We start from the raw sequence: 21179 nt of genomic DNA on the forward strand, positions 1-21179 counted from the left end.
TTGTTCCTGATTATATATCAAAACCGGCCTGGGTAAGTCGAGGCAAGTAAGGAGTGAGGGAGTGAGGGGACTCCTCACTTTTTCACGCCCACGGTCCAATAAACGGCTCACCATTATAAGTATCCGACAGAGGTTCGAGCATTTCCGGCCAATTTTTTGGATCGACCTTGCGGCGCAGTTCTTTCGGTCGCGGTTTACCGTCCCAGCCGACCTGCTCCATATAATAGTAAAGCTCCAGGCAATGGCCGTCGGGGTCAAAGGCGTAGGCGGCATAGTCGATGCCTGGGTGCAGCTCTGGCGGGATAATATCGGTCTCGACGCGCACGCCGTTGTCGCGCAGGAACTTCACTCCGTCCTTGAGCTGTTGGTAGTTCGCGAGCTGCAGGCCGAAGGACATATTCGATGTCTGTTCGCTCAGCCCCAATTTCTTGCGCCATGACTTGGGAAACAGGCTTAGCGAATGGTGCTCGTTGTCACAGCGGAAAAAGCCGCAGCGCTCGCCCTGCCATTCGACCTCTTCGGTGAGCGTAAAACCCATCACTTCGGTATGCCAGCGCTTTAGCTGCTCGTAATCGTCGACGAACAGGTTCACCGGCCCAACTTTGGTGATCTTGAAGGGCTGCGGCAAGAGCAAGCCGTCGACATCATACTTTAGCGGCATGTCGTGCATCCAACGCCGGCCGTCAAGGATGTTGATGCCGTTCTTGAGATCGCGGTTGACGAGTTCGTATTCCGGCAGCTGGGGCTCCGTCGGCGCGACCTGGGTACCGTGGCGCATCGCCACCGGGCGGGCGTAGCCATTCCAACTGATCTGCTCGATGCCGTAATAAAGCTCGAAGACTTGATCGGCCGGGTCCCACACGTAAAGGTGGTACTGCGCACCGCCGCCGCCGGCGCGCCCTTCACGGATCACCTCGACGCCGATGTCGTGGAAATATTTGGTCGCGTCGGCCATTTCGGTGATGCTTTGTACCTGCCAAGTGATCTGGTTGATGTCGTTCTCCTCGCGGAAATGCTTGGCCTTGGCGCCGACGTACTCGCGCTCGTTGAAGCGTTTCTTATCGAATAGAGCAAAGGAATGATGGTCGCCGGCGTGGCGGCCGAAATAGCCCGCGCCGGCCGGCTCGGTGACAAAAAAGCCTAACAGGTCGAAATAGAAACGCCGGCTCGCTTCGAGGTCCGAGGCGTTGAAGCCAAAGTGGCCCAAGCGGCGAATTTTAAACGGCCGGTCCCAGGCGACGCCGCCGACGTTGTACTTTTTCCCCATGTTCGTTTCCTCCTGCCCAACTGCGGATACCATAGCGCCCAGCGTCGTCGCAAGACAAGGAATCGTTCACCACGAAGACGCGAAGGACACGAAGTTCGGAGGGAAGTTTGTCAAACAACTGTACCCCGTCGTTCCGAGGCCTTTGGGTGGTCGAGCCCGTAGGGGCGCGATTCATCGCGCCCGCTCCGCTCCTCGCTGGCACTCGGAATGGCATATGTCAAATCTCATATCTCAGAATATCTCAGCATTGGCGTGGCAAGCGAACCTATACTATGAAAATCTGAGATTTGAAATCTGAGATTCCGAGCGCCAGCGAGGACCCGGTTGTATTTTTTCGCCCGCGGTTGTAATCGATTCTCAACCTAAACTGAAGGAACGAAACATGGCACAAGCGACACAAAACTGGGACTACGAAGCGGATCTGATCATCATCGGCTCGGGACCGGCCGGGATGTCCGCGGCGATCAAAGCCGTGGATGAAGGCGCTTCGGTGATCGTCGTTGAAGCGAACTATGACATCGGCGGCCACGCGATCATCAGCGGAGGTCACATGGCGCTCGGCGGCGGCACCAGCGCGCAGAAGAAATACAACATCCCCGACTCGCCGGACACCGTGTTTGCCGACTTGACCGATTGGTCGGTGGTCCAGCCCAATGGCACGCCAGACTTTCGCTACAACGACCGCGCGCTGATGCGCGCCTTTGCCGATCATTGTGCCATTGCTTTTGAGTTCTTGTTGGAGAACGGCGTGGAGTTCGTGGACAAGGCGCCGGACAACCAGGGCGCTTCGACGCTTGGCAATTCCGCGCTACGGGAAAATCATGCGATCTGGACCAAAGGGGCTGGCCTGGAGAGTCCCAATGCCGCTAATGGCACGGCCGTCATGCGGCCGCTGGAGGCGAGCGCGCGCAAAAAAGGCGTGCGCTTTTTGTTGAACTATTGGATGACCGAGATCGTGCGTGAGCCATCGATGGATGGCTGGCCGGGTCACGTGATCGGCATTAACGCCAAGTACAACCCACGTATTATGCCGGGACAGAGCGAGCCGCTGAAGAGTTTTCGCTCCGAAGGCAATATCGATAATACGAAGCCAATAGTCGCATTGCGCGCCCGCAAGGCGGTCATGATCGCCACTGGTGGCAGCACGAGTCATTTAGAATTTCGCCGCATGTTCGACCCGCGTTTGACCGCCGAGGTGCAGGTCGGCGGCGAACCCTACAGCTATCAAGACGCCAGCGGTGAGCTGGCCGGCATGGCGGTGGGCGGCGCGCTGTGGGGCTTGAACCATCAGGCTTTGGAAAACGGCGCGACCATGCGGGCGCAGCGCGCGCTGGCGACCAAGTACAATTACACGACGTGGAAATTGGAGAGTCCGATTTTTCCGCTGGTCAAGGCGACCGGCTTCAACGTCAAAGACTGGCAAGATCTGATTCTCGTCGACCAGGTTGGGCGGCGCTTCTACGACGAAACCAGGGGCGACCCGCCGCACGGCAACAACGGCCACCAGGTGCCTGAGTACACCCACAACGATCACCGCAACACCGCCAAGCTCGGCTACACGCCGCACAAGTATAATTTCGTCCACGCCGCGCTGCAGATGAACGAATACTCCGAAGCACCCGACTACGCGGCCGGGCCGCAGTGGGCGATCTTCGACGCCGACGCTGTCGAGCGCGAGGGCTGGAAAGTCGTGCCACCCTACGTCGACCCCGACGGCTATTTCTTCAGCGCCAATACGCCGCGCGAGCTGGCTGCCAAGATCAAAAACGAATATCAAGCCAAACCGATGAACGGCGAAATACTCGAAGCGACAGTGGCGCGCTACAATTCCTTCGTCGATAAAGGCGTCGATGAAGACTTCGCCAAGCCGACGCCGAAGTACAAAATCCAAAAGCCGCCGTTCTACGCCGCCTGGGGCACCGTGATCGTGCACGACACCCGCTCCGGCCTGCGCATCGACGCCAAGTGCCGCGTCGTTGATATGCAAGGCAAAGTGATTCCCGGTCTGTACTGCGCCGGCGAATCGGCCGGCGGTTTCAACCAACACGGCATGGGGCGCTGCGTTACGCAGGGGTATATTTGCGGCGCGGATGCGGCGAAACTACCCAAGTACTAAAAACTGTAAGGGGTAAGGCATGAGGGGTGAGGGGTTTCGGAAAAAGACTTGAAAGCGGAAAACGGAAATCGGAAACTCCGGATACGCCTTACCCCTCACCCTTTACCCCTTACGAAACTCGAACTACGCAAAGTTGATGCAATTCGCTTTACGCGAAACAAGTCGAAAGAAGATTAAGATGTCGAAAAACCAGATTCGCTTGGAATGGGAAAGCACGCAGCCCTTTGGCGACGGCAAATCGTTTGGCAAGACCGGGACGTATGAATGGCTGCACGGCATGGTGCACTACGCCATCGATCCCGATGAAAATGACTTGCCGTTCATCTGCGATTTAGAATACGCCCCGCGCAACGCCGACGGTTTGGTTGAGTTCAAGGCTGTCATCGACATGGTCAAGCCGGTTGATGTCAGCAAAGGCAATGGCAAGTTGCTCTTCGATTTTTCCAACCGCGGCGGCAAGGGCGCGTTTACGCGTTTGAACGATGGCGGCGGCGACTACACCAAAGCTGGTGCGGCGGGCAATGGCTTTCTCAACAAGGAAGGCTACACCGTGGTTACTGCCGGATGGCAAGGCGATTTGATTTACAACGGCAACAACGTCGTCGCCTTCGTGCCGGAGGCGCGGCAGAACGGCCAGCCATTGAATGGCAAAGTGCGCCAAGAGTTTATCTCGGACAAAAAAGGTGTGCTGTCGATGCCCGTGAGCGGCGCGGCGAATATCCAATGCTACCCGGTGATCAATCCTGCGACGGCGACCTTGACCATGCGCGAGATGGAAGCCGACCCGCGCGTGCCGGTGCCGAGGAGCGAGTGGGAGTTCGCCAAGGCTGTAGGGGCGAAAGATGTTTCGCCCGTCCTTACGCCGTCCAATGTCGACCTCTACGTCAAAGGCGGCTTCAAGACCGGTTGGATCTACGAGCTGATCTACGAGACCGAAGGCTCGCGCGTCATGGGCCTGGGCTTCCTCGGCCTGCGCGATCTGATTTCATTGTTGCGCCACGGCAGCAAAGATTCCGCCGGCAATGCCAACCCGATCGCCGGTCGCGTTAAAAAAGTCTATGGCTACGGCGCGTCATTGGCTGGCCGCGTCGCGCGCGAGTTTATCTACGAAGGTTGGAACCGCGATGTCCAAGGGCGAAAAGTTTTCGACGCCGTGCAGACCCACACCGGCATCGGCCGGTTGTATTTCAACATGCGCTTCGCCCAGATCGGCCGCTACCCGCGCCAGCACGAAGAGCACTCTTATCCGTCAGAGCGCTATCCGTTTAACTTCGCGTCGATCCCGGACAAGTTCAGCGAGCGCAACGACGGCGTGATGAAGCGCCCCGACACCGATCCGCTGCTGATCCACTGCCACACCGCGAGCGAATACTGGGAACGCCACGGCTCGATGACCCACACCGACCCGCGCGATGCCAGGGACGCGCCGATTCCGCCCAACGTGCGCATGTACATGCTTGCCGGCTCGCCGCACGCCGCGATCGCCGCCGACAACCCACGCTGGGCCGGCCAGTTGCCGCCAAGCAACTTCTCGCCGCAGCCGTTCCTGCGCGCCTGCTTTGTGATCATGGACAAGTGGGCCAGCCAGGGCATCGAGCCGCCGCCCAGCTATCTACCGCGGCGTGACAAAGGCCAGTTGGTTGCGCCGGAAGTAGCGCTGCAAAAATTCCCAAAAATCCCCGGCGTCAATCTACCCAAGACACCAAGCAAACTGCCGCTGTGGAACTACGGCCCCGAGTTCGACACCAAAGGCATCATGAGCATCTTCCCGCCCGAAGCCGTGCCGGGAAAGGAATACATCATCCAGGTGCCCATGGTCGACGACGACGGCAACGATCTGGGCGGCGTTCGCTACCCCGACATGCAAGCGCCGATCGCTACCTACATCGGCTGGGCCCTGCGCAAAGCCGGCTTCGCCGAAGGCGAGCTGATGATGACCAACGGCTGCATCAAAGCGTTTTGCCGAACCAAAGCCGAACGAGAAAAAACCGGCGATCCAAGACTGTCCATCGAAGAGCGCTACCCAACCCACCACGCCTACGTCGACATCGTCAAACGCGCCGTCGGCGACCTGATCAAAGAGGGCTTCATGTTGCCCGAAGACGGCGACGCCTACATCGCGGCGGCCGAGCGGAAGAATCCGTTGGATCCGAATACGGTGATTGAGCCGTTGGTTACGGCGGGGAAGGAAGATTAGATATTAGGGGAACCCCGATTTGCCGTCATCCGCTTGGTGGCCAAATTGCCGGGGTCACAGCGCTATGCTATAAACGCCATATGAGTTCTCCTCGAGAAAACAGCGAGGCGGCCATACTCGATCGCGTGTTTCGACCGAATGCGGCAGATTGGTCACCCGCTGCGGCGGAAGCGATTTTGAAAATCGAGTTTGACTCAAGTGACCGCGAGAAGATGCTCGACCTGCTCGAGAAAGCGAAAGCAGGCGAGCTGACTCAAGAGCAAGCCCAAACGCTTGAACACTACCGTCATGTGGGGCGTTTGCTAGAGCTGATGAAATCCGGCAGCGCGCCGACTGGGGTCATGAGCGACGTGCAGCGAGCGGCTTGCGCGGCGGCAAATACGGGTATCAGTATCAGCGCGACGGCCATGACAGAGACACTGAAGGTTCGGTGGAGACAAGGAATCTTCATGACAGTTTCCCTCCGTGTCTGGCGAGTTTCGGGCTTGCGAACCGCCTGCGCAGCACAAGCTTATTGCTTTGTATTCCCTAGGTTAATGTAGAGATGGCGACCTACTTCGTTCAGTTGACGAAGAGTTCTGCGGCGGTTGATGACCGAGAATCCGCAGTGTCTTTCAATTAAAAGAGGCATGTTTCCGTGGGGAGAGTCCTGCAAGGCAAGGCTCGATCACCAAGTTGGAAGTGACTAGCAGGACAAACTCAAACACGTTGACCCATCCATTCAATCATGCACGCCTGACTTATTTGTAATATGTCGCGCATCCGCGCGGCAGGCGATCAGCCTAAGAAAATCCAAAAGGGGTCGCGTAAAAATCCAAAAGGGATCGCGTATATGGTTAGCTCGTAAGAACAGGCAATAGGGCTACGTCTTTAATGAATGGGTTGAGACGTCAATGGGAATGTGAGCGCAGATGTCGAGGCTTCTATTGCGCTCTCTCGTACAGCCGCGTGATCGGACATGATCGAGGCGACGCAGGCGGTGAGCTGTTTCGCGTAGCCGATGTGCAGGAATTCATTCGGGCCGTGGGCGTTCGACATTGGGCCGAGCACGCCGGTGATCAGGAACTGGGCCTTGGGGAACTTCGCGCCGAGCATGCCCATGAAAGGAATCGATCCACCCTCGCCCATGTAGACGGCTGGCTTGCCGTAATAGGTCTGCGATGCACGCGCGACAGCGTTCTCCAACCATTGCGCCATCTCCGGTGCGTTCCAGCCCGTGCCCGGCGTGCCAGGCTTGAAGGTCACCTTCGCGCCGTAGGGCGGATTCTTTTCGAGCAGCGCCTTGAGCTCGCGCGCCGCTTGCTGGGCGTTTTTCGTCGGCGGCAAGCGCAGCGACACTTTCACCGACGTGCGCGGACGCAGCACGTTGCCGGCGTTGGCGATCGGCGGCAAGCCGTCGGCGCCGATGATCGACAGCGCCGGACGCCAGGTGCGATTCAAGATCATCTCGACATTGTCGGAGCGCATCGTCCTGACGCCGTCGAGGACTGGGAACTTGCGCCAGACATCGTCGCCGAGCACCTTCGCCGTGACCTTTATCTGCGCGAGCCGGTCCTTCGGCACGGTGGCATAGAAGTTCTTCGGGATGATCTGGCCGGTCTCGGGTTTTTCAAGCCGCGATAGAATCGCGCGCAGAATGCGAAAGGAGCTCGGCACGATGCCGCTCGCGTCGCCCGAATGTACGCCCTCGCGCAGCACCTCCACCGAGAGCTCGCCGTCGATAAGACCACGCAGCGAGGTGGTGCCCCAAAGCTGCTCGTAGTTGCCGCAGCCGGAGTCAAGGCAGACGATCAACGACGGCGTGCCGATCTGTTTTCTCAGTAAGTCGACATAGAACGGCAAGTCGGGGCTGCCGGATTCTTCACCAGATTCGATGAGCACGACGCAGCGTGCGTGGGGCACGCCCTGGGCTTGGAGCGCCTCGATGGCGCACAACGACGCGAACGCCGCATAGCCGTCGTCGGCGCCGCCGCGGCCGTAGAGTTTTTCACCCTTGATCACCGGGGTCCACGGACCGAGGCCCTTCGACCAGCCGGCCATTTCGGGCTGCTTGTCGAGGTGACCGTAGAGCAGCACCGTGTCGTCGACCTGCCCCGGGATCTCCATGAAGATCACTGGCGTGCGCTTGCCCTTTTCGATCACCCGGAGCTTGAGCCCCGCGATCTTGCGCGACCGGCACCACTCGGCGATCAGCTCGACCGCGCGAGCCATGTGGCCGTGTTCCTTCCACTCTTGGTCGAAGTGCGGCGACTTGTTAGGGATGGCGATGTACTCGACGAGCCTGGGGACGATACTCTCGGTCCAGACCTTGTCGACATAGCTCTGGGTTTTCTTCGGATCGAGGGAAGCGGTGAGTGTTGGCATCGACCGAGACATAGCGCACGACCGGTAGAGAGGTCAATTCTTCCGTCGGCAACGCTGTTGGGTTGCGAGCGATTGGCAGCTAAGCCCGAGTTTGACAGGTCTATACAAAGGTGCGATGAGTCCCGACAAGCGCTGAAATCTCAGGAGGGTCGACCGATGGCAAATCAAAACGCGAAGAGCGAGCCAATCGTTATCAAACAACCAGGCATGGATCTGACCATCGAACATCGCCAAGGTCTCGGCGGCGAGGACGAGGGGCTGAGCTTTGATGTCACGACCGAGTCCGAGGGAAAACGGATCATTCGCTTCGATTGTTTCTACAAAGATCCGCATTATCACATCGGGACTACGGGCGAGCGGAAAAACTGTAAGATGAAGAACGAGGGCATCACCGACCCGGTGAGTTGGTCCTTGGAGCAGCTAAAGACGCGGCTCCCTTCGTTGGTCAGGCAAGCCGGTTATGAATCCATCGCCGCGACGATCGACCAGCAGTTTGTTGCGGCTCAGCTCAGCCGCTTAGATGCCGACATCCGCGCTAGGTATTGAAATTGGAACCATCTATAGCGTTGTCAGCGAGTCGATTACGGCGCGCCAAAACATTTGGTCGCGTTGTCCCACATCATTTTTCGCAGCTTGTCATCGCCAAGCGACTTCCACGCCAACACTTTGTCGGTTGATTCGGGAAAGCGCGACTCGGCGTGGGGGTAGTCGGAGGAGTACATCAGAACGCCGTCGCCCAAGAACTCACTGACCATCTTCGCCATCTTCTCGCCTTCATGAATGACGACGCTGGCGAAGAAGCGGCCGCCGGTCATGTATTCGCTGGGTTGATGCGCTAGGTTTTTCGGCAGGGCATAGGGCATGTACTCACTTTGATCGTCCATGCGCGCGGCCCAAAAGGGTAGCCAGCCAAAGCCGGATTCTAAAATGCAGTAGCGAATACTCGGGTAGCGATCCATGATGCCGGCGCCGAAGAAGGCGCTGACGGCGCGCATGGCACCCCACGGGTGCGACGCAGTGCGGCCGATGAAAGGGTTGTCCCACAGATCGCGATAGCCAGGATAGCCGGAAGTGAAACTATGATGCGCTACGCAGAGGCCTGCTTCATTGGCGGCGGCCCAGATTGGCTCCAGGCTTGGATGATCGATGGGCACGCCTTCAGCGAGTTGCGGATGGATGCCGGTGGCCCACGACGACTTCGCCCAGGTTTTGATTTCCTGGACCGATGCTTCAACGGCGTTGCTGCTCACGACGATGAGCGATTTCAGTCGGTGCGGATGCTTGCCACAAAAGTCGTTCGTGAAGCGATGGTTGGCGCGGATGAACGCCATCTCGATTTCTCGATCGTCGGTTGCTGGCGGCAGGCCGGGTAACATGAGCTGCACGTCGACGCCTTCTTCGTCCATGTCGCGGATGCGCGCGTCAACGTTGTCGTCCGAACCGCCGGGCGTAGGATAGCGCTTGCCCATAAACGTCGGAAAAACATGTTCGGTTTGCGCGCGCGGCGCAGCTTCGCCAAGAACCCGCAACTCCTCGCGCCAGCCTTCGCGTTTTTTGAAGCGGTAGCGATGGCGAAACGGTGGTTCTAGTTTTTCCCCCGCCCAGCCGATGCGAAAGGGAACTTTGCAGCTCTCCCACTCGGGCAGCCGTTTGCGCACCGCGCCTTCGAAGTAACGCTCCAAGGTTTCCGCCGATGGGGCCAGGTGTGTATCGGAATCGTAGATCTTATAACCGTCGCGCATAAAAACTCCTCGGTACCGGTAGAGCCTATATCGTTTTCCATAGCACGACTAGCAGCAAGGCTTGAAGCCTGGCGTTGGACGAATTTGCCCGAGACCGGTATCATCGGGGTGAGGTAACGATCGCATGCTTTCGAGAGAACACAACGAACTGCTAACGCGAACCGACAGGGGCACGCCGATGGGGGAGCTGATGCGCCGCTATTGGATGCCGGCTTTGCTCTCGGAGGAAATCCCCGTGCCCGATTGTCCGCCCGTGCGGGTGCAGATGCTTGGTGAAAAATTGGTGGCGTTTCGCGATAGCAAAGGCAAAGTCGGTTTGCTCGGTGAAAATTGCGCGCACCGCGGCACGTCGTTGTTCTTTGGCCGCAACGAAGAATGCGGCCTGCGCTGTGTTTACCACGGCTGGAAATTCGACGTCGATGGCAATGTGTTGGAGACGCCGGCCGAGCCGGCGGGCAGCGATTTTAAAAGCAAGCTCAAGCACACCGCCTATCCAACCATTGAAGTTGCCGGGATGGTGCTTGCTTATCTTGGCCCGCGCGACAAGCAGCCGCTGTTTCCCAACTACGAATGGGCCCAGGTGCCGACGGATCAGACCTACGTCACCAAGGCGCTGATGGATTGCAATTACTTGCAGGGCGTCGAGGGTGAGTGTGACTCGTCGCACTTGTCGTTTTTGCACCGTGAGTTCTCCGCCGAGGGGCGGCGCCAGATGTTTGCTCTAGATACCGCGCCTGAGTATGCGACCGAAGAGACCAACTTTGGCATGCGCTTAGTGGCCACGCGCAAGGCCGGGCCAGAAACGCAGTATGTGCGCGTGTCGAGCTTCGTCATGCCGACCTACTGCTGGGTGCGAGCGCGCAATCGCGAAGCGCATATCTATGTCCCCGCCGATGATCGACACTCCTGGCGCTACGATCTAGGTTTTCTGAAAGATCGCAAACCGACTCTGGACGATTGGAATCGCAAGACCCAGATTGGTCCCGGCAACGTGAAGATTAGAAATATTCGGAACAACTATCTGCAGGACCGCGAGATGCAGCGAAGCACGAACTACACCGGCATCGACAACTTTCTGAACCACGATGCCTGCGCGACCGAGACCATGGGGCCGATCTACGATCGCTCACAGGAACACTTGGGCGTGAGCGACAAGGCGGTGATCGGCATGCGTAAGTATTTGATCGACGCCGTGAACGGCTTGCAAGCGGGCAAAGAGCCGCCGCACATCGTGCGCGATCCGGCGCAGAATAGTTTTCCCAACATCGATACCTTCGCGGAGATAATTCCCGCTGGGATTCACTGGCGGGAGCGATTTACCCACCTGAGGTAGTTATGTGGGATATATTGGAGAGGATGACTGCGAGACCAACGGTCTGAACTTGGGTCATAACATGACATACAGTATGAAAACTTTCTCTGCGCTATTCTTTTCGATTGTGTTGTTGTCCGGCTGCAACGCGGCGTTTCGCGCGTCGAGCGCGGTCGCGCTGGGAAGGCAGGAGTTATTCCGAGGACAAAATGCCGAAGCGCTCGAATCTTTTCAAGTCGCCGTGCGCGAGTCTCCGGATTATTCGTTTGGCATCGATCGTCCCGCGGGCGTTCTAAGTTATCTGGGCCGATCGCAGTATCTCAACGGTCACTATTCTCAGGCGCGCCAGACCTTGGAACGTGATCTCGCCCGCGACGAGGGTAACAGTCTATCGCGTTTGTACTTGGGCCTGACGCTGGTTCGGCTGAACGACCGGCAGAACGGACTGTACGCCATTAAGTGGGGCTTAAGTGGAATCCCCTATCACATCAACTACGTCGTTGACGGCGCGGATGCGAAAGATATTCGTCGCTTCTGGGATCGTCACAAGCAGATACGCAACGCAGTCGCTATCGCTCTCAAAATGAGCGAACGCCCGGATCTCAATTGGAACGCGCTTATCTCGCTCAGCGAGAGAATCGCGCTGGCCTGGGAACACGAGCCGGATTTCACGCGCATGTCGCCTGAGATGCAGCGCCCCTACAATCTCAATCCATAGTTCTCGGCAATTCCCCGGGGCATAACCGAGTTGACTCACTCCTTCGGGCTCGTGGAAACTTGAGAGAGCCCTCTTGACCATACAAATCACTAAGCTTAATTTAAATATGTCCGCCTTTTTTAAAGTATGGTAAACAGAGAGCTTAAAATACCAGAAAACAACAGTTTTTCCCTATTTGGCGCCAGAGGAACGGGCAAAACCCATTTGCTGAGGGGGCGCTTCCCAGGTGATAGCGGTCATTACATCGATTTGCTTAACCCGGACCAGAATGAGCTATTCAACCTTAGGCCGAACGCTTTGACAGGGCAGCTCACGGCCCTCAAACCAGATGTCGAGTGGGTTATCATTGATGAGATCCAGAAAGCACCGAAGCTCCTCGACATCGTTCATCAACAGATCGAAACGACACGCATCAAATTTGCCTTGACCGGTTCCAATGCGCGCAAACTACGTCACGGCAGCGCCAACCTACTCGCGGGCCGGGCGTTTGTCTTGCATCTGTTTCCGTTTACCGCACGCGAACTCGCCGACGGTTTTTCGCTCCCCAGCGCACTCGCTTGGGGCACGCTGCCGCGCGCGGTGACGATCGACAACGATGAAGACCGCCGCGACTTTTTGCGCAGCTATGCTCATACCTATTTGCAGGAAGAAATCACCCAGGAGCAGATCGTCCGCCGTCTCGACCCGTTTCGACGTTTCCTTGTCGTGGCGGCACAGATGAGCGGCCAAATCATCAACTTCTCGAAAATTGCTCGCGAGATTGGCTCGTCGTCGGTCACCGTACAATCGTACTTTCAGATTCTCGAAGACACTTTGATCGGCATGTTGGTCGAACCGTTTCACGAATCGGTGCGCCAACGCCAGCGAGGCAACCCGAAGTTTTATTTCTTCGATACCGGCGTGCAACGCGCTCTCAATAACACGCTGCAAGTTGCGCTGGTGCCGCAGACCTACGCGTTCGGAGTTGCCTTTGAGCATTTTATCGTGAACGAAATCCAGCGCCTGCAATCCTACGGCAAAAAAGATTTTCGCATCTCTTATCTGCGCACCAAGGACGGCGTCGAGATCGATCTCATCGTCGAGCGACCGGGGATGAAACGTGCGCTTATCGAGATCAAGTCCACCGAACGCATCACCGATGAGGACATCCGGTCGTTGATCCTATTGGGCAAGGATGTGGCGAACAGTGAAGCGTTTTGCTTATCACGGGATCCCATGGCACGGAGGATCGACGCAGTTACCTGTCTGCCATGGCAAGAAGGCCTCATCCAGCTTGGTTTGTGAGCGGTAGTGCGGCGCGCTCCGAATACTTGCCCCCGAGCAGCTTTGCCGAGCCTCTGCGGCATTGACGGTTTCGTACGACGACATTATCAGCAATAGTATGATGACCCAAGATTGCGTTGGCTTCATTGCGTGAGTAGCTTTTTCATCCTTCCGATGACTTCGGGTGGCTGCACTGTCACCTCCTTCGCCAGGCTTTCCAATTCCACCCATGACAAACCGTTGGCTTCCCACTCGCGCTTTTTTACCTCGGCGAGAAATTCGAGGTCCATCATCGTTTTGGCGAATCCCTCCCGCAGCGCTTTGGTGCGGTCTGGCGCCAAACCCGGCGGGGCGAGAAAAGGCCGCCCAAAGTCGCCGGGCGATAACAGCACCACGGCCAAGCGCCGGATGGCGTCGGGGGTTCTATATTTATCCATGAGCTCGTAGATTGTCGGCGTATCGGCGGCGCGGGCATCGCGCTTCTTGCCGCCCTGGACGAGGATGCGCACGAAATTGTTTTTTACCCAGGTGCGGCCCGGCTCGCGGCCGAAGAACGACGAAAGCGTGCCGGCGCGGCATTGCATCTCGCCTTTTTCCACTGCGAGGTCGATGTCGGCGGCACCCTGATAACCGGTCACAACCGCGAACTTCGCGCCGACGGCGTCTTCCAATAGTTTGGGAAAATAGTAGTCCGTACTGCCGATGCCTACCGCGCCGCACTTCGGTGGGTCGGCGGCTTTGCGCAGGTCTTCGACGCTCTTGAAAGGTGAATCGGAGCGGAGGAAAAGCATTTCGCTGGTGCGCTCCGGCGTGCCGATCCACGTATACTTGCTCCAGTTGAAATTCACCTCTTTGCGCCCGATCAGTTGGTCGAAGTAAAGCGCCGATGAAATCGAACCGATGGTGAGGCCGTCGGGTTTGGCGATGTTCATCAAATAGTTCGCCGCCGATATGGAACCGGCGCCGGGCATATTTTGCACGACGAGATTGGGATTGCCGGGAATGTATTTGCCCAAATACTTGATAATCATGCGTGCCCAGGTGTCGTAGGCCCCGCCGGGTGAGAAGGCGACGACTACACGCAGGGTTTTACCCTGGTAGAACGTTTCAACTTGGGCGCTGGCGCGCCTAGGCGTTGTGAAAGAGACGGCGATAAGACAGAGGAGAAGCAGAATCATTTTTTGGATCATCGCTGCAACATCCCTTCTTTGGCTGCGCGGTCTATATCGAGAGACCGTAAAGCCGTGCCGGGTTACCTTCGAGAATCTTTAGCTTCGCCGATTCGCTGATATCTTTTCTGCCCTTAACTTTCCGGACGACAAAGGCTTCGCGGTCGCCATGCGGCATGTCGGAGCCAAAGACCATATTGTCTTCGCCGACCAGCTCGATGACCTGCGGTAGCAAGACGTCGTCGGCCTCTGTGCTGAAAAATAGATTGCCCTTGCGCACGTAGTCCATGGGCGGCAATTCGTGCTTGGGCGCGGTTTGCGAATGAAACGTCGATAGCTGATTGCGGGTGCGGCGGAAGCGATGCTCCATTCTTTCCAAGACGAAGTGCACCCACTGGCAGCCCGCTTCCAAAAAAGTCACGCGCAGGTTGGGAAAACGATCGAGCACACCGCCGCTGATCAAACCCACCAGACCCATCATCACCGGCACGAGAAAAGCGATCACGCCAGAAGGATAGATATGGCTGTATATGTTGTTCAACGCCGGGCAGCTCCAACCGACGTGAACCGCCAGCGGCAAATTCGCTTCGGCGAGGGCTTCGAAGAATGGCACTAGGGTTGGATGATCAAAAGTGAGATCACCGGCGGTGCCAAGCACCATGACCGCGGCGGCACCGAGCGACTTGGCTTCACGGACTTGCTGCACGGCGGCTTGGACGTCGTCGAGATTGACGATGGCAGCCCACCTGATTCTCTCGTTGCCACCCAATCGATCGCCGAGCCAGCGGTTGTAAGATGAATAGAGCGCTGTCGCCAGTGCGGAATTCGAGGTCAGCGGATAGGCGAGAAACAAGCTCGGATAGACAACCTGAACCGCGATCTCTTCCTCATCCATGGAGCGCAGCCGCGCGTTGATATCGGTCAGCTCCATGCTTTCGATGCTGTCGGGCTTCAGCGCGGTATGGCGCGTTGGCTTGCCGTCGTAGCTCGCCGGCGTGCCGAGATTGTTACAGCCCTTGCCGACACGGCGCGGAAACATCTGCTCGTCGATGACCCAGTAGGCGAGGCCGTCGCGGCCAATGACCGTGGGCCGCAATGGCCGAAACGCCGGATCGAGATATTTGTCGCTGAAAGTAGGCAGGCATTCTTCGACGTGACCATCGGCGTCGATATATTTCATCAGAACCTCCCAGAGCGGCTGGAGACGCTGTTTAGGCTCGCGTCGTGAAGAGGAGAGGGGAAGAGAGGCGCGAACCAGAATGGGGCACACTTCGACTGCGGCGACGCTATCGCAGCCGCTAAACCAGTGTCAAGTCAGCGTAGCGCTAGTCGGTTGACACTAGGCGCGATTCTTTCATACTGTGCGGGCCAGTTTAGGAAATGACTCTTATGAAAAAAGTTTTCGGTTGTTGATCTTGTCGGCGGTTTTGAGTCGCGATTGGGCGTTTGGCGCCGAAGCCAAACCTGCTTGGCGCGTGGAATGGGACAAGACCGTGGCAGCGGCGGAAAAAGAGGGCGCGCTTAGCCTCTATATATTCGAAGCCGGTCCGCTCACGGAGGATACCGTGCACGCGTTTGAGCGCGCCTATCCAAAAATCAAGGTGAACCAACTGCGCGGCCGCGGCAACGATCTCGGGCCGCGCATCCTGGCTGAGCGGCGCGGCGGCAAGTATCTCGTCGACCTATTTGCCGGCGGCAAGGGCACGGCGCTGGGGACGCTTTATCTCGGCAAGATCTTGGACCCGATCAAGCCGCTGTTGCTGCTGCCGGAAGTATTAGACGAAACCAAATGGTATCGCCGCGAGCTTAAGTTTGTCGATCCGGAAAATAAATTCATCTTCGCCTACATTGGCAACGCCGGCGGTGTGGAGATCAACTACAATTCATCACTGGTCAATGCCAAAGAGTTTACCTCTTATTGGGATCTGATTCAGCCCAAGTGGAAGGGCAAGATCACCGCCACCGACCCGCGCACCCGCGGCATGGACAACCCGGTTTTGTTTTTCTACTACCACGCAAAGCTTGGTCCCGATTTTATTCGCAAGCTCTACGGCGACCTGGAAGTAACCATCTCGCGCGACTATCGCCAACCGGTGGATTGGCTGGCGTCGGGGCGCTACGCCTTGTGCATTCCTTGTGTTTCCGACGAGATGGATAAAGCGATGGACCAAAAACTACCGGTGGGGCAGATCCTCAACCTAAAGGAGGGCGGCACCTTGAGCTCTTCCGGCGGGACGCTAACGCTGCTGCAAAACGCGCCCCATCCCAACGCGGCGAAGGTTTTCGTCAACTGGCTGCTGTCACGGGAAGGCCAAACTATCGTGCAAAAAGGCCGCAAAGGCCGTACCCGCACGGCGTCAAATTCACTGCGCATCGATATCCCCAAGCACGATCTGCCAGACGAAGTGCAGCGCCGCGATGGCGTCGATTATTTCGATGCCGACAATGATAACTTTTCCGACCGCCGCCCGGCCGACAAACTGTTCAACGAGATATTTGGCAAGTCCAAGTAAAGGCCGCGAAGCTCGAATGGCCGCAAAAAACGCAAAAGCCAGAAGAACGTTTTCCGGCGTAGCAAGAGGCGGGTTTCAAACCACGCCCTCCGAGTTATGCGTTCAAGTATTACAGTGCAAGCTGAGAGAGGCGCGGGACTAATTCGGAGGTGATCGCATGTCATTGAAGCCGATGAGTCGCTTGATTTGTGTAGCCGCGTCCTTGTCCCTAGCAATCGCCATCGCTGCGGCAGGAGTTGCCGACGGCCAAGATCCGAAGTTGTCCACCCTGCGGCTCGGCGGTGGCAGTTTTACCACTACTGCAGCGCAGGCCAACGGACTCTTCGCCAAATATGGTTTGCGGGTGGAGATTCCGCGTTCCGAGGCCGGCGGGTCGGAGGAAGTGCGTCGCTGGTTGGCCTCGGGAGAAATCGATCTCGCCGACTACGGCGTCGACAACGCGGTAGCCATGGTGGAGAACGCCGGCGCTGACGTGATTGTCGTCGCCGCCACTGACTACACCCCCACCGAGCTCATGGTCCAGCCGGAGATAAAGTCGCTTGCCGATCTAAAAAGTAGAATCGTCATTGTCGACGCACCTAACACGCAGAACGCACTGGCACTGAAAAAGATACTTTCCACGGTCGGCCTGCAGGCCGGCAGCGACTATGAGATGAAAGAGGTCGGCGGCACCGGGGCGCGCATCGCTGCGATGCTGAAGCAGAAAGAATACGCCGCGACCATGGCCTCGGGTCAGACGGCGGCGCAGGCGCGCCACGGTGGGCTGGTCAGTCTCGCGAGCACCGTAAACATTTTCGGTCCGATGCTGCGCTACGGCGTTTTCACGCCGCGTCAATGGGCAAAGGAAAATAGCGATCTTTTGACGCGCTACCTGCGGCACAGATCGAGGCGCAGCGCTGGCTGCTCACTCCGGCTAACAAAGAGAAAGTGATCGATCTCATGTTGAGCCAGCGGAAAATGCCGCGGGCGCTGGCGCAGGGAATCTACGAAATGGATTCTGGACCAAACGGTCTAGCTAAAGACGCGGCGATCGACGTGCCGCGCTTTAACAACGTGCTCAAGTTCAGAGCGGAAGTCGAAGGCAGTTGGGGCGGCAAAGCGCCGGCGCCCGAGCGGTATTATGACTCGTCCTATCACAGCAAAGCGTTGGCACTGGTGAACAGTAAGACGCCGGGTTGATGCTGGCGATGTCATTGGCTACGTTGATCCAGCGAACGACGATGCAAAAGCGCACAAGAGTGACAGCAGGTTTGGTAGCCGGTTTGGCCGCCGCATTGATTCTCGGATGTACGGATGCGCCGGCTCAGACGCTCTTCTACCAAGGCAAAACGATCACGATTATTTCCGGCGTTGCCGCCGGTGGATCGGGCGATGTTAGGATTCGCACGCTGCTGCCCTTCTGGCGCAAGTACATTCCCGGAAATCCGACGCTCGTGGTTGAAAACCAGCCGGGCGCTGGCGGCCGTAGAGCCGCTAATCATCTCTACGGCAACGTCAAAGCCGATGGCTTGACCATCGGTGTGCTTGCGGCGACCGCCATTCCACTCGAAGTGATGAGAGAGAGCGGTGTGCTGTTTGACAGCGCGAAGTTTATCTACCTTGGCGCGACCGAACATGCTTTTCACACAGTCTTTTTTACCCGCAAGGAACTGGGGCTCGGCAGCCTGGAAAAACTCCGCGCGGCATCGGGTTTGCGCGTGGGCGGTTTGTCGGTAGGACACACCAACTACGTAGCCGCGCGCATGTTTGCTTTTCTGCTGGGCATGAAAGATTCAAAATGGGTGACCGGCTACAACGGCACCGGCGATTTAGAAGTTGCGCTGGCGCAGGGCGAGTTGGATGGCAGCGCCAACGGCGCCAGCGCGATTTTGCGGCGCAATCCCGACTGGGTCGAAAAAGGCGGCATGGATTTCCACTCGATTATCGACATGCCCAAAGGAGTCAAGCACGGGCGGATGGGTCACTTGCCCGAGGTCGAAAGCTTTGCTAGGTCTCCACGCGAGGTCAAACTCGTCAACACCTGGCGCACCTTCAGAACCGTCGGTTCTCCCTACGCGATGGTGCCGGGAACACCGAAAGAGCGAGTGGAAATCTTGGAAGAGGCGATGCGCAAAGTACTCAAAGACACCGAGTTTCACCGCGAGTACAGAAAAGTTGTCGGCGACGACGTCGAGCCGGTGACCGCCGAACAGTTGACGAAAGAAATTCGTGAGATGCCGCGCGACCCGGAAGTGATAGATCTCCTCAAAGCGATATCGGGAGGCGGGCCACTGCCAGCGCGCTAAAATTGGGAGTTGTCATGTTGCAAAAGCTGCGAACGATTCTTGTGCTACTTGCGATCTTTGCGCTTACGGCGCCGGGATGGGCCCAAGACAAGCCGCTCAAGAAAATCTATTGGGGTGTTTCGACGCTGTCGCCGACCTTGTGGATACCGTGGGTCGCCAAAGAAGCCAAGATCTTTGAGAAGAACGGACTCGATGTCGAAGCGGTATTGCTCAACGGCTCGGGCCGTACTTCGCAGGCGATGTTATCAGGAAGTCTTTTCGCTGCATCGGTGGCGTTGCCCCAAGTCATGCTTGCCGTAATCAATGGCGCCGATCTAGTCAACGTTGCCCATGGCATCGGCGTGCAGGGTAGCCGCTTGATGGTCAAGCCGGAGATACGGCGGGTCGAAGATCTTAAAGGTAAGAAAATTGGCATATCGAGTTTGGGCTCAGCGGGCGATCTGCTGTTCGGCTATGTGCTGCGGAAATACGGCATCGACACCACGCGCGATCTTTACTGGCTCGCCGTGGGTAATACTGCCGAGCGACTGCAGGCGCTGTACAATGGGTCCATCGATGCCGCCGACCTTTCGTATCCCGCCGACATTCAGGCCGAGCGCAAAGGCTATCGTCCATTGCTCGATGCCAAAAAAGAGATCGTCTATCCGACGGCGTCAGTGGTGACGCGGCGCCGGACGATCAAAGAGGACCGCGACAGCGTGATGCGCTTTGTGCGGTCCTTTGTCGAAGGCATCGCTTATCTGAAACACAACAAAGAACATAGCAAACAAATACTTGCAAAATATCTGCGTAACAACGATCCCGAGTACCTCGAAGGGGCGTATATAATTCACCGGCAGGATTTCATCTCCGCCCCGTATCCGATCACCAAAGGGCTAGAGGCGATTTACGACATCGCAGCGCATCGCCGGCCGGAAGTCCGCTCGCACAAACCGGAAGAGTTTGTCGATACAAGCTTCGTCGCCGATTTGGACAAGAGCGGGTTCATCAAGAAGTTGTACGAGGGGAAATAATTAAACACAAAGGGCACAAAGATCACAAAGATCACAAAGATCACAAAGATCACAGAAGGAAATACTTAGATACGGACTTTTCACCGCAAAGACCGCGGAATACGCAACGCATTTCCATGTGTTTTTTGTGGTTAATTTCTGCCTACGCCCCTCGGCGGCCGGTTTCTTTCAGCAACTTTTCCCAGCGCTCTAACTCCTTCTCATACTTTTCCATCGACATCTCGCGCTCCGGACGCCAGCGTTTGAAGCCGTAATTCTTCGCGGCGTTGCCGTATTGATATTTTTCCAAGATGCCTTGGCCTTCAGGGCCGAGCAGATAATCGGCCAGTAGCAGCGCGCCGTGGGGGTGCGGCGGCTGGGCAGCAACGGCGACGCCGCCGACGTTGGTCGGTACGATGTCCATCGGCACCCACTCGACCGGCGAGCCTTTTTGCTGGGCAACGATCACATGGTTGCGAAAGATCGCCGCGCCGGCGATCAGCTCGCCGGAACCGATCAGCTCAAGCAGCGCCGGCGGGATGATCGTGTGTAACGGGATCTCCTGGCCCTTTAATTTTTTTACAAACTCTGGCCCGCGGGTTTTTAACATCGCACCGATGGATTTGGAACTGGTATCGTCAATGGTCAACCCCATGCGGCCTTTGAGGGCTGGGTGGAGCAGGCCGTCGTAGTTCTTCGGCACAGCGTCTTTGGGGACCAAGTTCTTGTTGTAGCCAAAGCCGATGTAGGACTCGCGCGCAGTGCCCCAAAAGTAAAGGCCGCGCTCGCCTCTTGCTTTGGCCTCCTCGGGATAGGCCGCGAAAAACGGCGAGTGATAGGGGCGCAGCAGGAACGCTTCGCGCTGGAACATCAAGTTCGCTTCGGTGGTCTCGATCGTGTCGACAATGGACCGTCTCGCTTTGGCCTCTTCGACCATGCGGTTGGTGATCTCGCTGCCGTTGGAGCGGTAGGCTTCGATTTTCACGCCGGGGTATTTGCCTTCGAAAGCCTTGATCAAGGCTTTGTAGGAATCCCCGGCGAGCGAGGTGTACCAAGTCACTTTACCTTCGGCCTTGGCGCCGGCAAAGAGCACTTGCTCGCGGTCTTTGCCGTTGTAGGTTACGAGCTCCGAAATGGTCAGGGCTTTGCGTGCTTGGGCGAACAGCTGAAGCGGGAATAAAACTGATAGGGCAAGAAGGACGAATACGAAAAAGTGCATCGTTTACGGGTCTCCTCGGTAA

18 protein-coding genes are annotated in these 21179 nt (G+C 57.4%); 12 read left to right on the forward strand and 6 right to left on the reverse strand.

The annotated features are described in order from the left end of the window. Positions 1-82: 82 nt before the first annotated feature. Positions 83-1300 carry an extradiol dioxygenase gene (locus FJ145_03790; GenBank protein MBM4260545.1) on the reverse strand — a complete coding sequence of 406 codons (1218 nt, stop codon included), beginning with the start codon at positions 1298-1300 and terminating at the stop codon, positions 83-85. Positions 1301-1649: 349 nt separating this feature from the next. Here FJ145_03790 and FJ145_03795 point away from each other — a divergent pair, with 349 nt between their 5' ends. From FJ145_03795 to FJ145_03805, 3 genes are all read left to right on the forward strand, one after another. Beyond that, entirely contained in the window at positions 1650-3383 is a 1734-nt protein-coding gene (locus FJ145_03795; protein ID MBM4260546.1) for an FAD-dependent oxidoreductase, read from the forward strand. 178 nt (positions 3384-3561) lie between these two features. Next, positions 3562-5580: a hypothetical protein gene (locus FJ145_03800; GenBank protein MBM4260547.1), complete on the forward strand. Its 2019-nt coding sequence runs from the start codon at positions 3562-3564 to the stop codon at positions 5578-5580. Positions 5581-5756: 176 nt separating this feature from the next. Next, complete coding sequence (locus FJ145_03805; protein ID MBM4260548.1) at positions 5757-6122, forward strand: hypothetical protein; 366 nt, start codon at positions 5757-5759, stop codon at positions 6120-6122. A 328-nt stretch (positions 6123-6450) separates the two neighbouring features. On the opposite strand, the gene FJ145_03810 is transcribed toward FJ145_03805, so the two are convergent. Further along, positions 6451-7944 (reverse strand): M20/M25/M40 family metallo-hydrolase, encoded by a 1494-nt coding sequence (locus tag FJ145_03810; protein ID MBM4260549.1) that lies wholly within the window; start codon positions 7942-7944, stop codon positions 6451-6453. Positions 7945-8100: 156 nt separating this feature from the next. Here FJ145_03810 and FJ145_03815 point away from each other — a divergent pair, with 156 nt between their 5' ends. Beyond that, positions 8101-8490 carry a hypothetical protein gene (locus FJ145_03815; protein ID MBM4260550.1) on the forward strand — a complete coding sequence of 130 codons (390 nt, stop codon included), beginning with the start codon at positions 8101-8103 and terminating at the stop codon, positions 8488-8490. A gap of 35 nt (positions 8491-8525) precedes the next feature. Here the strand turns inward: FJ145_03815 and FJ145_03820 are convergent, their stop codons facing one another. After that, the gene (locus FJ145_03820) at positions 8526-9686 is read right to left on the reverse strand and encodes a hypothetical protein (GenBank protein ID MBM4260551.1); all 1161 of its coding nucleotides are present in this window, start codon (positions 9684-9686) and stop codon (positions 8526-8528) included. A 124-nt stretch (positions 9687-9810) separates the two neighbouring features. Here FJ145_03820 and FJ145_03825 point away from each other — a divergent pair, with 124 nt between their 5' ends. The 3 genes from FJ145_03825 to FJ145_03835 all read left to right on the forward strand — a co-directional run bounded on the left by FJ145_03825 (position 9811) and on the right by FJ145_03835 (position 13000). Then, entirely contained in the window at positions 9811-11019 is a 1209-nt protein-coding gene (locus tag FJ145_03825; GenBank protein ID MBM4260552.1) for a Rieske 2Fe-2S domain-containing protein, read from the forward strand. Between the two features lie 73 nt (positions 11020-11092). Then, positions 11093-11716, forward strand: coding sequence for a hypothetical protein (locus FJ145_03830; protein ID MBM4260553.1), 624 nt, complete (start codon positions 11093-11095; stop codon positions 11714-11716). A 126-nt stretch (positions 11717-11842) separates the two neighbouring features. Further along, positions 11843-13000 carry an ATP-binding protein gene (locus FJ145_03835; protein MBM4260554.1) on the forward strand — a complete coding sequence of 386 codons (1158 nt, stop codon included), beginning with the start codon at positions 11843-11845 and terminating at the stop codon, positions 12998-13000. A gap of 122 nt (positions 13001-13122) precedes the next feature. Here the strand turns inward: FJ145_03835 and FJ145_03840 are convergent, their stop codons facing one another. Further along, positions 13123-14169, reverse strand: a complete 1047-nt coding sequence (locus tag FJ145_03840; protein ID MBM4260555.1) for a hypothetical protein — start codon at positions 14167-14169, stop codon at positions 13123-13125. Between the two features lie 31 nt (positions 14170-14200). After that, positions 14201-15328, reverse strand: a complete 1128-nt coding sequence (locus FJ145_03845) for an amidohydrolase (protein MBM4260556.1) — start codon at positions 15326-15328, stop codon at positions 14201-14203. A 181-nt stretch (positions 15329-15509) separates the two neighbouring features. Between FJ145_03845 and FJ145_03850 the strand changes: the two genes are divergently transcribed. From FJ145_03850 to FJ145_03870, 5 genes are all read left to right on the forward strand, one after another. Beyond that, the gene (locus tag FJ145_03850; GenBank protein ID MBM4260557.1) at positions 15510-16661 is read left to right on the forward strand and encodes an extracellular solute-binding protein; all 1152 of its coding nucleotides are present in this window, start codon (positions 15510-15512) and stop codon (positions 16659-16661) included. A gap of 157 nt (positions 16662-16818) precedes the next feature. Then, positions 16819-17592 (forward strand): ABC transporter substrate-binding protein, encoded by a 774-nt coding sequence (locus tag FJ145_03855; protein ID MBM4260558.1) that lies wholly within the window; start codon positions 16819-16821, stop codon positions 17590-17592. A gap of 8 nt (positions 17593-17600) precedes the next feature. Beyond that, a complete protein-coding gene (locus tag FJ145_03860) occupies positions 17601-17840 on the forward strand; it encodes a hypothetical protein (protein MBM4260559.1) in 240 nt (79 codons plus the stop codon). 14 nt (positions 17841-17854) lie between these two features. After that, positions 17855-18946 (forward strand): hypothetical protein, encoded by a 1092-nt coding sequence (locus tag FJ145_03865; protein MBM4260560.1) that lies wholly within the window; start codon positions 17855-17857, stop codon positions 18944-18946. A 14-nt stretch (positions 18947-18960) separates the two neighbouring features. Further along, a complete protein-coding gene (locus FJ145_03870; protein MBM4260561.1) occupies positions 18961-19959 on the forward strand; it encodes a hypothetical protein in 999 nt (332 codons plus the stop codon). A gap of 142 nt (positions 19960-20101) precedes the next feature. Here the strand turns inward: FJ145_03870 and FJ145_03875 are convergent, their stop codons facing one another. Then, positions 20102-21157, reverse strand: coding sequence for an extracellular solute-binding protein (locus FJ145_03875; protein ID MBM4260562.1), 1056 nt, complete (start codon positions 21155-21157; stop codon positions 20102-20104). Positions 21158-21179: the final 22 nt, after the last annotated feature.

It is taken from the genome of Deltaproteobacteria bacterium (genome assembly GCA_016874755.1).
Lineage (GTDB): Bacteria > Desulfobacterota > Binatia > UBA9968 > UBA9968 > DP-20.